General features: G+C 38.6%; 10 protein-coding genes. 5 read left to right on the forward strand and 5 right to left on the reverse strand.

All coding sequences use genetic code 11. The features are described from left to right. Positions 1–99 precede the first annotated feature (99 nt). Positions 100–330 (forward strand): 4a-hydroxytetrahydrobiopterin dehydratase, encoded by a 231-nt coding sequence (locus tag ACQ334_RS20000; protein WP_430990040.1) that lies wholly within the window; start codon positions 100–102, stop codon positions 328–330. A 105-nt stretch (positions 331–435) separates the two neighbouring features. Here the strand turns inward: ACQ334_RS20000 and ACQ334_RS20005 are convergent, their stop codons facing one another. The 4 genes from ACQ334_RS20005 to mnmH form a co-directional block, all read right to left on the reverse strand. Beyond that, complete coding sequence (locus ACQ334_RS20005; protein WP_430990041.1) at positions 436–2,022, reverse strand: FMN-binding glutamate synthase family protein; 1,587 nt, start codon at positions 2,020–2,022, stop codon at positions 436–438. Between the two features lie 26 nt (positions 2,023–2,048). Then, positions 2,049–3,089: a selenide, water dikinase SelD gene (gene selD, locus ACQ334_RS20010; protein ID WP_430990042.1), complete on the reverse strand. Its 1,041-nt coding sequence runs from the start codon at positions 3,087–3,089 to the stop codon at positions 2,049–2,051. A gap of 162 nt (positions 3,090–3,251) precedes the next feature. After that, positions 3,252–4,547, reverse strand: a complete 1,296-nt coding sequence (locus ACQ334_RS20015) for a hypothetical protein (RefSeq protein ID WP_430990043.1) — start codon at positions 4,545–4,547, stop codon at positions 3,252–3,254. Continuing rightward, on the reverse strand, positions 4,526–5,662 hold the full coding sequence (mnmH, locus tag ACQ334_RS20020; protein ID WP_430990044.1) for a tRNA 2-selenouridine(34) synthase MnmH: 1,137 nt from the start codon (positions 5,660–5,662) through the stop codon (positions 4,526–4,528). Before mnmH ends, ACQ334_RS20015 begins: the two co-directional genes overlap by 22 nt. 50 nt (positions 5,663–5,712) lie before the next feature. Between mnmH and ACQ334_RS20025 the strand changes: the two genes are divergently transcribed. Then, positions 5,713–6,330, forward strand: a complete 618-nt coding sequence (locus ACQ334_RS20025) for an MFS transporter (RefSeq protein WP_430990045.1) — start codon at positions 5,713–5,715, stop codon at positions 6,328–6,330. 37 nt (positions 6,331–6,367) lie between these two features. Here ACQ334_RS20025 and rho read toward each other — a convergent pair whose 3' ends face one another. Further along, positions 6,368–7,984, reverse strand: coding sequence for a transcription termination factor Rho (rho, locus tag ACQ334_RS20030; RefSeq protein ID WP_430990046.1), 1,617 nt, complete (start codon positions 7,982–7,984; stop codon positions 6,368–6,370). A 343-nt stretch (positions 7,985–8,327) separates the two neighbouring features. Here rho and asnS point away from each other — a divergent pair, with 343 nt between their 5' ends. The 3 genes from asnS to ACQ334_RS20045 all read left to right on the forward strand — a co-directional run bounded on the left by asnS (position 8,328) and on the right by ACQ334_RS20045 (position 12,477). Further along, the gene (asnS, locus tag ACQ334_RS20035) at positions 8,328–9,782 is read left to right on the forward strand and encodes an asparagine--tRNA ligase (protein WP_430990047.1); all 1,455 of its coding nucleotides are present in this window, start codon (positions 8,328–8,330) and stop codon (positions 9,780–9,782) included. Positions 9,783–9,933: 151 nt separating this feature from the next. Then, a complete protein-coding gene (locus tag ACQ334_RS20040; protein WP_430990048.1) occupies positions 9,934–11,688 on the forward strand; it encodes an SMP-30/gluconolactonase/LRE family protein in 1,755 nt (584 codons plus the stop codon). A 24-nt stretch (positions 11,689–11,712) separates the two neighbouring features. Further along, complete coding sequence (locus ACQ334_RS20045) at positions 11,713–12,477, forward strand: AraC family transcriptional regulator (RefSeq protein WP_430990049.1); 765 nt, start codon at positions 11,713–11,715, stop codon at positions 12,475–12,477. Positions 12,478–12,508 lie beyond the last annotated feature (31 nt).

The raw sequence follows: 12,508 nt of genomic DNA on the forward strand, positions 1-12,508 counted from the left end.
TTCATAATGTTTTCAATTCACAGATCATTCAAGAACTGTAAGTCTATTTATCCTTAAAAAATTATCAATTATTCATTAACCAATTATCAATTACTTTTTATGTGGAAAGAAGAAAATAATACGCTCTATAAAAAATTTGAATTCAAAAACTTTTCTGAAGCTTTTGCATTTATGACAAGAGTGGCTATTGAAGCAGAAAAAATGGACCATCATCCTTTATGGACCAATGTGTATAATAAAGTAGAGATTTGGTTAAGCACTCACGATGCCGGCGATATTGTGACAGAAAAAGACAAAAAACTGGCAGAAAAGATTGATAAATTACTTTAGCGATCATATTTGATTTATAAGCTCACTTTTAAAAAGAAGCCAGGTTTTAGGAACCTGGCTTCTTTAATATAATTTTATTAGGTTATAAGGCTTGCTGATTTTTTCCTAATTCCATTTTTCCGCTGAAGCTCTTTCAATATCATGTACATATTTTTCCGGTACTTTTCCGTTTATAAAAGAGCCGGTTTCACAACTTGGGTAAATATCTTCAAACGTTCTCACCTCATTCATAAACACCCGGCGGTAAATATGACTGCGGGTAAGTTTACCACAATCCGCAATACCTGCCGCACCCAATAATTCCACAAAAGTTTTTACCGTGTCTTCGTGATAATTTGCCACCCTTTGTTTTTTATCATCAATCACTAATCCTTTTACAAGCCCTTTGTCTTGTGTAGCAACACCAGTGGGGCATTTATTGGTATTGCATTGTAAAGCCTGTATACAACCCAGGGCCATCATCATTGCCCTTGCAGAATTGCAGGTGTCTGCACCTAAAGCCATGGCTCTTATCAAATGAAAACCACTGAGCACTTTACCACTGGCAATAATTTTTATGTGCTGGCGGATATTAAATCCCATCAGCATGTTATGTACAAAAGCAAGTCCGTCCATTAAAGGGGCGCCAACATAATTACTGAATTCCTGTGGTGCAGCACCAGTACCTCCTTCGCCGCCATCTACCGTAATAAAATCGGGATAACTATCCAGTTCAATCATCGCTTTGCAAATACCAATGAATTCGCTTTTATGGCCAATGCATAATTTAAAGCCAACAGGTTTTCCCCCACTCAGTTGTTTTAACTGTTGTATAAATAGTATCAACCCTTTTGGAGAATTGAATGCGGAATGATACGGTGGCGAATACACGGTAGTGTTAGGCGTTACTAAACGAATAGCGGCAATTTCAGGCGTATTCTTTGCTGCAGGCAAAATACCACCATGGCCTGGTTTAGCACCTTGCGATAATTTTAATTCAATCATTTTTACCTGTGGTAAAGTAGCATTTTTTTGAAAAGCTTCAGGTGAAAAATTGCCATCAGCTGTTCTTGCCGAAAAATATCCTGTCCCTATTTGCCAGATAATATCACCGCCATGTTTTAAATGATAAGGGCTAAGGCCACCTTCGCCGGTATTATGTGCAAAACCACCAATTTTTGCACCAGCATTCAATGCTTCTATGGCTGCATAACTCAGGCTGCCAAAGCTCATAGCACTTACATTAAATATGCTGGCACTGTAAGGCTGTTTGCAATCCTTATTACCAATCACCACCCGTGGATCATGATTGATTTTATCAAAATTTAACGGTGCGATGCTATGGGTCATCCATTCGTAACCTTCTGCATACACATCCAGTTGCGTACCAAAAGGCATACTGTCTGTTTGCTTTTTGGCCCTCTGGTAAATAGTACTTCTGTCTATCCTGTTAATAGGCCTGCCGTCTGTATCGCTTTCAATAAAGTATTGGTATAACTTAGGACGCAGATATTCCATTAACCATCTTGCTCTGCCAAACAATGGAAAATTACGCATTACGCTGTGGTGTGTTTGCAGCATATCATATACTCCCAAACAAAATACGGCAATAAAAAAACCGGCCAGCCACCAAAAATTAACTGACACAAAAAGAGATAAAGCTACGGTAGCTGCAATAAGAATTAAAAGTACGCTTATAAATACGCTTCTCATAAAAGTAGAATTTTAGTCATTTGCTTTTAAGCAATCGAAACAATTTTTTCCTGTTGTGTAATTATTGTACCAATAGGATTTATAAATTTCCCCAACCCGTTTTGTGATAATATTTCCTGTACATCTGCTATCGAATTTTTATCTGCAGCAATTAATAATCCACCACTGGTTTGAGGATCGGCCAGTATTGCTTTTTGATAGTCTGTTAATGGCCCGATTTTTTCACCATAACTATCCCAGTTGCGGTTAGTACCACCGGGTACAGATTTCTGATCGACATAATTTTTTATATCCCTGATGATCACGGGCACTTTTTCAAAATCAATCACAGCACTCAATCCACTGCCTTCAGCCATTTCTACCAAATGGCCCAGAAGTCCAAAACCGGTAACATCTGTCATAGCAGTAACGCCTTTTAATTTGCTGAGCGTTTCACCCACTTTATTCAGCTGCATCATTTGCTTTGCGGCAATGCCAATATGTTCCTCTTTTAAAATGCCTTTTTTTTCTGCCGTTGTTAAAATACCAACGCCTAATGGTTTGGTTAAAAATAATACATTGCCTTCTCTGGCCTGGTTATTCTGTTTGATATTTTCAATAGATACCAAACCATTTACCGCTAACCCAAAAATAGGTTCGGGAGAATCAATACTATGTCCGCCCGCTAGGGGAATACCGGCTTCTTTACAAATACTGCGGCTGCCTTCAATTACTTTTTGTGCTATAGCGGGTGGTAAAATATTAACAGGCCAACCTAAAATAGCAATGGCTAAAATTGGTTTTCCGCCCATGGCATAAATATCACTGATAGCATTAGCCGAAGCAATCCTGCCAAACTCAAACGGATCATCTACAATGGGCATAAAAAAATCGGTGGTGGAAATTAAGGCGATGCCATTATCTAAATCATATACTGCCGCATCATCTTTACTATGATTACCAACAATCAGTTTGTTATCATCGGGCATGGCAAAATTGCTGGCTAATATTTCGTCTAATATTTTGGGCGATATTTTACAACCGCAACCTGCACCATGAGAATATTGGGTGAGCTTTATTGTATCCATTCTGCTAAGTTAGGAATTCATAAGCCTGCGGCTTAGAAGTTTTTTTGCCACGGATTACACCAATTAACACGGATAAAGGCAGTAAAACAAAAGAGCTTCAATTTGTATGAAGCTCTTTCTTATTGAGAGAAAATAATTCGTGAAAATCCGTGTAATCTTTGGCTACTCTTTTCTTCTCCTGAAAACAATACCCGAACTTTTTTGCATATCGCCACTAAATCTTATTTCATAGCGGTCCTTACCATCGTACACAATTAACAGGCCTGTATTGGGGGGCAATGTACCTAATGATTCTGCATACATTACTATCTGGATGCTATCGCCGGCATCTTTGGTATCAATTGTTTTTTTAACTGCATTAGTGCTCAGGCCAACTCTTGGCATAATCACTGTACCATTCATAATTACACTCACGGTATCGCCATCCACTTCACCATTATCATAAAGTATCAGTTGTAAACTATCCGATTTAAAATATAATGCCTGTATGTTTTCAACTTTTCTTTTGCTGGCATCAATGGCCGCTAAAGGATCCACTGGTTCTGATTTTTTAGCTACCACCGGTGGTGCAGCAACAGTTTCTACAACTTTTACAGGAGGTACTTTTACAACAGGCGCTTCTGTTTTAGGCGGCGCAGGTTTATTAACAACAACGGCTTCAGGTTTTTTAGTTACGGGCTGTTCTGTTGTTTTAGGAGGGGCAACTTTTGCAACAACTGGTTCCGCAGGTTTTTGTACCACAGGTTTTACAACAACCGGTTCCGGTATTTTTGGCAATGATGTTTTTACAACTGCAGTAGCAGGTTTAATATTATTATCGGTTTCCTGTTTTTTTGCTGCTGTTACAATTAATTGTTCCTCTTCTTCAGATTGCATGGGTTTTAACACAGCTATTGTTTCGTCTGACGGTGGATTATTTTCTTCTTTAAGGAAGGAGAGGTTTTTTACTAATCCCAGTTCCTGCAAATGTGGTACAAGTGCGCTCTGGCTATAGTCTCTTTTTCTTTCTACATGTACATAGCCGGTATTGCGACTAAAAAATCTTGTGGTATTTGTGGTGAACAAGCCACTTAATATCATCACTGTATCTTTTAATGTAAAGGTGAGTACATTTTTCATGTGTATCCCTTTAGGTGGTTTCTCCGGGTAGTTATTGGCAATCAGGTCCACGTCTTCGGTAGTGATCTCATTTCCGTCCCGTTTGATCTTTAATTTTTTTACACCAGAGTATTCTTTATCGCCTATAATAAAAAAAGTATGGGAATAGCCGAATAGTTTCCCTTTCTCTTCACTGATAGCAACTTCGTAACGGAAATTTTTCTGAGTGGTATCGTTATACATAAAACCTCTCCACAGGCCAGTAATATCCATATCTTCTGTAGATCTTTGTTGTGCTGCAAGGTGCAGCGAGGTGCATAACAGACAAAAAACAAAACTTATATACTTACGATTTGACATGCTAAAATATTTTGGGTATTGGTAGCTGTATCAACGCCTGAACAGGGTATTTTATTTAGTAATGTTGAAAGATTTTCCCTGTTTTCAAGGGCTTTTTGGTATAATTTGTCATAATAAGCCAGTAAAATCCCGAAACAGGCTTTATGATCGTTCTCCAGCAGGTGATTGATGGCATTTTTAGTTTCCAGCCCACCCAGGCGTTTTTGTATGCGCATGATAGCAGTTACCAGTTCCTCCTTTTTAAATTTACCGTATTCTTCAGTGATATAATGCAACCGTTCTTCAAAAGGGATATCTAAAAAATAAACGGGGCTTTTACGCATGGTGTACCAAAGCGGCATAGGTATCTGGAGGTTGCCAATACGCTGGCTTTCATCTTCCAACCAAATACAGGTTGGTCGTTGATTGTTGGTCGTTGATATGGCATTTTCTCCGGCCAACGGCCAACCAGCAACAGCCAATCGTTGTGCCAGCAAATTTTCAAACATCTCCTGCTTAGGCTGTGCTGCTTCTCCCAGCGCCCCAAATGCCGAGCCTTTATGATGTGCCAATGCTTCCAGGTCAATCACAGCTTCCTGTTGTTGTGCCAGTTGATGCAATACCAATGTTTTTCCGCTACCGGTATAGCCACCAATTATTTTAAAAGCATGATCTTTTTCAAATTGTGCCAATACCCATTTACGGTACACTTTGTATCCGCCGGTTAAGGTATACACTTTAAAGCCATACAGGTCTAAAAGCCAGGCTACGCCTGCACTACGCATGCCACCACGCCAGCAATGAACCAAAACGATGTTCGTCAGATGCTGGTCGTTGGTCGTCTCGGTTGCATTTCCGGCCAATGATTTACGACCAACCATCAGCGATTCTACCTGCTCCACCATTCCTCTCATCTTAACACCAAAATAGTCGAGACCGATTTTTATAGCGGCTTGTTTACTTTGTTGTTTATAAGCAGTGCCCACAACTTTTCTTTCTTCATCAGTAAATAAGGGAAGGCTGATAGCACCGGGTATATGCGCATGCACATATTCGCCAGGGCTGCGAACATCAAAAACAGGATGCTGTCTGGCTAATTGTAAAAACTCTTCTATCGTTATTTTTTGTACAGGCATTTATCAGGCCCTAAGTTACACAAACAAAAAACTAAACTATATTTATTACCATGATAAAAATATTGAAACACCTGCTGCCGCTTTTTGTGGTACAGTTTTTTACCTGGCTGGCTTTATTTGCATTGTGGATCTACGCCACACCGGTTATTACCCGTTATGTTTTTAATAGCACTGATGCTGAGAGCCCGGCTTTTGAAACCGGTGTTACCTGGGTAGGAATTTGTTTTGCATTCTACAGTACACTGGCTGCATTTTTAGCATTTGCTATTCCTAAAATGGTACAGCATATCTCTAAACAAAAACTGCATGCCTTTGCATTATTGATTGGAGGAATTGGTTTGCTGCTGTTGTTTTTTATAAAAGAAAAATACCTGCTATTACTTTCGTTTAGTTTTATTGGCATTGCATGGAGCAGTATTGGCAATATACCTTACAGCATTATCAGCAGCATTGCACCCGAAGAAAAAATGGTAACTTATTTTGCCGTATTTAATTTTTCAGTAGTAATTCCCCAGGTAACTGCAGCGTTTTTATTGGGTTATATCAGCAAACATTTTTTTAATGGAGCAACGATTTATATCATGCTTGTAGGAGGAGGATCAATGTTGCTCGCCGGAATAATAATGTTTTTTATAAAAGAAAAAAGCCCCCAACAAACTGGAGGCTAATTATACATTATTTCATTATCAATTATTCTTTAATCCCTTATCCATTCATTGAAGTAAGAAACTCCGCATTATCCTTCGTGCCTCTCATATTCTTCAGCAAAGTATTGATCGCTTCTTCAGGATTCATATCAGCCATGTGTTTACGCAATACCCACATACGCTGGAAAGTATCTTTGTCTAACAACAAATCATCACGCCTTGTAGAAGATGCAACGATATCGATAGCAGGATAAATTCTGCGGTTAGATAATTTACGTTCCAGTTGTAATTCCATGTTACCGGTACCTTTAAATTCTTCAAAGATCACCTCATCCATTTTACTACCGGTATCTACTAATGCCGTTGCAATAATAGTAAGTGATCCTCCATTTTCTATTTTACGTGCTGCACCAAAAAATTGTTTTGGCTTTTGCATTGCATTGGCTTCCACACCACCACTTAATACTTTACCGCTGCTTGGTGCAACAGTGTTATGTGCTCTTGCCAAACGGGTAATGCTATCTAATAATATCACCACATCGTGGCCGCACTCTACCAAACGTTTTGCTTTTTGCAAAGCGATGGTGCTTACTTTTACATGTTTATCTGCAGGTTCATCAAAGGTAGAAGCAATTACTTCTGCTCTTACGCTACGTTCCATATCGGTAACCTCTTCCGGCCTTTCATCTACCAGAACGATCATTAAATAACATTCAGGATGGTTTTCTGCAATGGCATTGGCCAGTTCTTTCAGCAACATGGTTTTACCCGTTTTTGGCTGGGCAACAATCAATCCACGCTGCCCTTTACCAATCGGTGTAAACAGGTCCATTATCCTGGTGCTGTAATTATCTGAACGGGTGCAAAGATTTAATTTTTCAAAAGGAAATAACGGTGTCAGGTAATCGAAAGGTACACGGTCTCTTACTTCATCCGGACGTTTACCGTTGATCGTATCTACTTTTAATAAAGCAAAATATTTTTCACCTTCTTTTGGCGGACGAACACTTCCGTAAACCGTATCACCTGTTTTTAAACCAAATAATTTTATCTGGGATGGAGAAACATAAATATCATCGGGAGAAGACAAATAGTTGTAATCGCTGCTGCGTAAAAATCCGTAACCGTCAGGCATCATTTCCAAAACGCCTTCGCCCAGGATAACACCATCAAATTCTATATTGAAAGAAGGCTGGTCACGGCGTTGCTGAAAAGGTTTGTTTGGTTGTGGTTTTTCTTCCTCCAGTGTCATTTCCGGCAATTGTATATCACCATCTTCTGCCTGCAGCATTTGTGCAATAGCAGCGGGAATGGTACTTTGCTCACTCGTTATCGGTTGCAGGTCTTCTGTTTCTTCCTGTTCAGTTTCTTCAGCTGCTTTTTTAACCTGTTGTCTTTTTTCAGGTTCATGTTTTTTTGCTTTTGGCGCTACTTCCTTTTTAGGTTCGGGTGTTGGAGCTTGCGCAGGTGCAGCGTCGGCGGCAGGTTTAATGATGCGTTTACGCTTAGGTTTTTCCTCTTCGTTTTTTGCTGTGCTCATAAGGGATTGTTTATCCAGGATCTGTGTTATCAAATCCTGCTTATTTAATTTTTTTGCGTTAGAGATTGTTAAATGATCTGCAATATCAAGCAATTCAGGAACGAGCAGGTCGTTCAGTTGTGAAATATCGTACATAAAAAGTTGAAAATAATTTCTTCAAAAAAGCCGTCTTAAATCTGAAAAATGAAAATGAGAATTTATAGTTGATGGAATATGAGTAGCTGATGAAGCAAACGATTGGATAGACCTTATCAGTTGGATTCCAGTGCAATATTACGGCGTTTTTTACAAAAACTGAAAAATTTTTTGAGTTAGCCACAGATTGCACAAATTTCACAAATTAACTTCCGGATGGAGAAACGGTTTATAATTAAATAAATTTCTATTCGGTTTTTTCGCTTTTTCTTCTGTGTAATTTGTGGAATCTGTGGCCAAAACTCCTTCTGTGGCTTATCTTTGCACTCCACAAATAGAATTTATGTTTAATAAAAGAACCAGGATCAAAGAATTATTAGCCAGTGATAAAGCCAATTACCAGGCTACAGTAATGGGTTGGGTGCGTACCTTTCGCAACAACCAGTTTATTGCGTTGAATGATGGCAGTACCAATAATAATATTCAAATTGTTGCTGAACTGGGTAAGTTTGATGATGCCCTGTTAAAACGCCTGACTACCGGTGCTTGTATTAAAGCAACGGGTGAAGTAATTACTTCTTTAGGTAAAGGACAAAAAGTAGAATTAAAAGCCACTGAAATTGAAATTTTAGGCGACAGTGATGCTGAAAAATTTCCTTTGCAACCTAAAAAACATAGCCTGGAGTTTTTAAGAGAGATTGCTCACTTGCGTTTCCGCACCAACACATTCAGTGCTGTGTTTCGTGTGCGCCATGCATTGGCATTTGCGATACACAAATTCTTTAATGATAAAGGGTTTGTTTATTTACATACACCCATCATTACTGCAAGTGATGCTGAAGGTGCCGGTGAAATGTTTAAAGTAACAGCTTTGCCATTAGATGGTACCGCTCCCAAAAATGAAGATGGTTCTATCAATTATAAAGAAGATTTTTTTGGCCGCAGTACCAACCTTACTGTAAGCGGACAATTAGAAGGTGAATTAGCGGCTATGGCTTTCAGTGATATTTATACTTTCGGACCAACTTTTCGTGCAGAAAACAGTAATACCACAAGACACCTTGCTGAATTCTGGATGATTGAACCAGAGGTGGCGTTTAATGACCTGGAAGATAACATGAATCTTGCAGAAGAGTTCATCAAGTATGTGATTAAACATGCTATGGAGCACAATAAAGAAGATCTTGAATTTTTAGCCCAACGTTTGGAAGAAGAAGAAAAACAAAAACCACAAAACGACCGCAGTGAATTAGGCCTGATGGATAAATTGAACTTTGTAGTCGATAATGATTTTCAACGTTTGACTTATACCGAAGCAATTGAAATTTTAAGAGAGAGCAATCATAATAAAAAGAAAAAGTTTCAATACTTAGTTGATAAATGGGGGGTTGACCTGCAAAGTGAACATGAAAGATATTTAGTAGAAAAGCATTTTAAAAAACCAGTGATACTTACTGATTATCCTGCGGAGATAAAAGCTTTTTACATGCGCCAGAATGATAATTGCGAACCCGGCAGACAAACCGTTGCTGCAATGGATATTCTTGCTCCGGGCATTGGTGAAATTGTAGGTGGTAGCCAAAGAGAAGAACGCATGGATAAATTATTAAAACGCATGGAAGAGATGCACATACCCGCTGAAGAATTGTGGTGGTATTTAGATACAAGAAAGTTTGGTGCTTGTCCGCATGCAGGTTTTGGTTTAGGCTTTGAGCGTTTGGTACAGTTTGTTACTGGCATGGGAAATATCAGGGATGTGATTCCTTTTCCAAGGTATCCTAAGAGTGCGGAGTTTTAAGTCAATAATTTTTTAAAAATATTTGAGACCGAAGTTTAAACGCTTCGGTTTTTTTATTTCCATCATAACAAATAAAAAAGTTTTTCTATCTTACTAATTATCTTGTTTGGAAATGTTTAGTACTAAACCTTCTTACCTATAACGATTGAACATGAAACAACTTTTTCTTTTCGTGTGCTTAATTTTTGCAACACATCTATTTGCCCAACAACCAACAGAAAAATACCCGATTGATTCTGCCAGTGTAGAACATGCCGGCGTACCAAAAGGTGAAGTATTGAAATTTACATTTAATCAATCCAAAGTATTTCCCGGCACCACAAGAGACTATTGGGTCTACATTCCAAAACAATACAAACCGGAGCAGCCTGCCTGTGTGTATGTAAACCAGGATGGCATTCAATGGAAAGCACCAACGGTTTTCGATAATTTAATTTTCAATAAAGAAATGCCGGTAACCATTGGTGTATTCATCACACCGGGGAAAGTATTGGCAGATAATTCCGACGCACTCGACCGTTTTAACCGCAGTTTTGAATACGATGGTTTGGGTGATGCGTATGCCAAATTTTTACTGACAGAAATATTACCCGAAGTAGAAAAACAAAAAACAACTGATGGCCGTGCCATACACTTATCTAAAAATGGAAACGACCGTGCCATTGGTGGCAGCAGCAGCGGTGCTGTTTGCGCTTTTACTGCAGCATGGGAACATCCGGAAGCATTTTCAAGAGTGTTTAGTGCAATAGGAACGTATATTGGTTTGCGTGGCGCCGATCGTTATCCGATTCTCATTAGAAAATATGAACCCAAACCTATCCGCATTTTTTTGCAGGATGGTGCTAATGACCTGAACATTTATGCAGGCGATTGGTGGATGGCCAATCAAACCATGGAAAGAGCATTAACTTTTTCGGGTTACGAAGTCAATCATGCCTGGGGCGAATACGGACATAATGGTAACCAGGGCACCGCTGTTTTTCCGGATGCAATGCGTTGGTTGTGGAAAGACTGGCCAAAGGCTGTTGCAACAGGCAAAAGCAAAAATCAATTTTTAAGTGACTTGCTTATTCCTGGTGAAGACTGGCAATTAGTAGGAGAAGGTTACCAGTTTACAGAAGGTATTGCTGCTAATAACAAAGATGAAATTTATTTTCATGATATTCCGGTTTCTAAAACTTATACAATTGGTTTGGATGGAAAATTAACTACACTGAATATTGATAGCAAAAGAGCAAGTGGTACAAGCTTTGGCACTGATGGAAAAAGATACACTGCCGCAGGTGGAAGCAAACAAATTTTAAGTTATGATAAAAATGAAATGGTAACCGTGATTGCAGACAGCATTGGCAGCAATGATATTGTTGTTGCCAATAATGGTAATATCTATGTAACATCCCCAGATGGAGTTACAAAACCAAGTAAGCTGTATCTCATTCGCCCCAATGGCGAAAAGTTAGTGGTGGATGAAGGTTTAAAATTTGCTAACGGCCTTACCTTATCGCCGGATCAAACACAATTATACGTTACCGAATCGGCAACACATTGGGTATGGATCTATAAAATAAAAACAGATGGTACATTAACCTATAAACAACATTATGGCTGGCTGCATGCAGCAGATGCTGATGATAATGCATGGTCGGACGGATTGAAATGTGATACTGCAGGAAGAGTTTTTGTAGCCACAAAAATTGGTTTACAAATTATGGATCAGTTGGGGCGTGTGAATGCGGTATTGCCAACACCACCTTCTAATAACCAGGTATCTAATATGTATTTTGGTGGCCCCGATTTTAATATACTGTACATTACTGCAGGCGATAAAGTATTCAAAAGAAAATTAAAAACCCGTGGTGTTAATAATTTTGATAAAGCAATTAAACCTGCTAACCCGAGATTGTAAAAATTATTAGTAGTAAATTTCCTGATGAAGTTCATCACTTTTATACCATCACCGGTTTTAACACCGTACATAAAAACTTTCGCTATATCTGAAAGCGAAGAAGAAAAAACATACAAGGTGTTGCCCGATACAGGGTTAGTAATTGGTTTTCAATATAAAGGCAAACTATCGCACATTAGCAATGAACAACAAATTGAGTTAAGTAAATCGGGGCTCACTGGTTTACATGATAGTTACCGTGTATTTAAAAATGTTGCAGATACCGGAACTGTTTTGGTTTATTTTAACGAAGGCGGTGCTAATAAGTTTTTTAAACAACCTATTCATGAATTATTCAGGGAGAGTATTTCATTGGATAATTTTATGCTGCGTTCTGAGTTGCTGCTTATTGAAGAACAGCTTTATGCTGCTGCAACAGATGATAAAAAAATAAAAGTAGTAGAAGATTTCCTTATTTCCAGGATGAGGCCCGTTGCCCAGGATAATTTAGTATTAACGGCATTAGCATTAATTCATAAAAGTAAAGGCAATATAAAAATCAAAGATTTGCTGGCGCAATTACATATCAGCCAAAGCCCGCTTGAAAAAAGATTTCGCCAGGTAGTAGGCACATCTCCAAAAAAATTTGCTGGTATCATACGTTTTAAACACACTATTAAAAACTACAATCCACAAAATTCACTAACCAATCTTGGGTATGAAGCTGGTTTTTATGACCAGGCACATTTCATAAAAGAATTTAAACAGTTTACCGGCGAAACCCCTGAGGCCTTTTTTTCGCCGGAATAAGAAAAACGATTTTTTACAATTACAGCTATAC

The sequence above is a fragment of the Ferruginibacter sp. SUN106 genome (genome assembly GCF_050611765.1).
GTDB lineage: Bacteria > Bacteroidota > Bacteroidia > Chitinophagales > Chitinophagaceae > Ferruginibacter.

What these genes read in the sequence shown, in the direction of transcription:
- asnS (WP_430990047.1), top strand. Translation starts at nt 8,328, where the DNA reads ATGTTTAATAAAAGAACCAGGATCAAAGAATTATTAGCCAGTGATAAA.
- ACQ334_RS20045 (WP_430990049.1), top strand. Translation starts at nt 11,713, where the DNA reads ATGAAGTTCATCACTTTTATACCATCACCGGTTTTAACACCGTACATA.
- ACQ334_RS20040 (WP_430990048.1), top strand. Translation starts at nt 9,934, where the DNA reads ATGAAACAACTTTTTCTTTTCGTGTGCTTAATTTTTGCAACACATCTA.
- selD (WP_430990042.1), bottom strand. Translation starts at nt 3,089, where the DNA reads ATGGATACAATAAAGCTCACCCAATATTCTCATGGTGCAGGTTGCGGT.
- mnmH (WP_430990044.1), bottom strand. Translation starts at nt 5,662, where the DNA reads ATGCCTGTACAAAAAATAACGATAGAAGAGTTTTTACAATTAGCCAGA.
- ACQ334_RS20025 (WP_430990045.1), top strand. Translation starts at nt 5,713, where the DNA reads ATGATAAAAATATTGAAACACCTGCTGCCGCTTTTTGTGGTACAGTTT.
- rho (WP_430990046.1), bottom strand. Translation starts at nt 7,984, where the DNA reads ATGTACGATATTTCACAACTGAACGACCTGCTCGTTCCTGAATTGCTT.
- ACQ334_RS20005 (WP_430990041.1), bottom strand. Translation starts at nt 2,022, where the DNA reads ATGAGAAGCGTATTTATAAGCGTACTTTTAATTCTTATTGCAGCTACC.
- ACQ334_RS20015 (WP_430990043.1), bottom strand. Translation starts at nt 4,547, where the DNA reads ATGTCAAATCGTAAGTATATAAGTTTTGTTTTTTGTCTGTTATGCACC.
- ACQ334_RS20000 (WP_430990040.1), top strand. Translation starts at nt 100, where the DNA reads ATGTGGAAAGAAGAAAATAATACGCTCTATAAAAAATTTGAATTCAAA.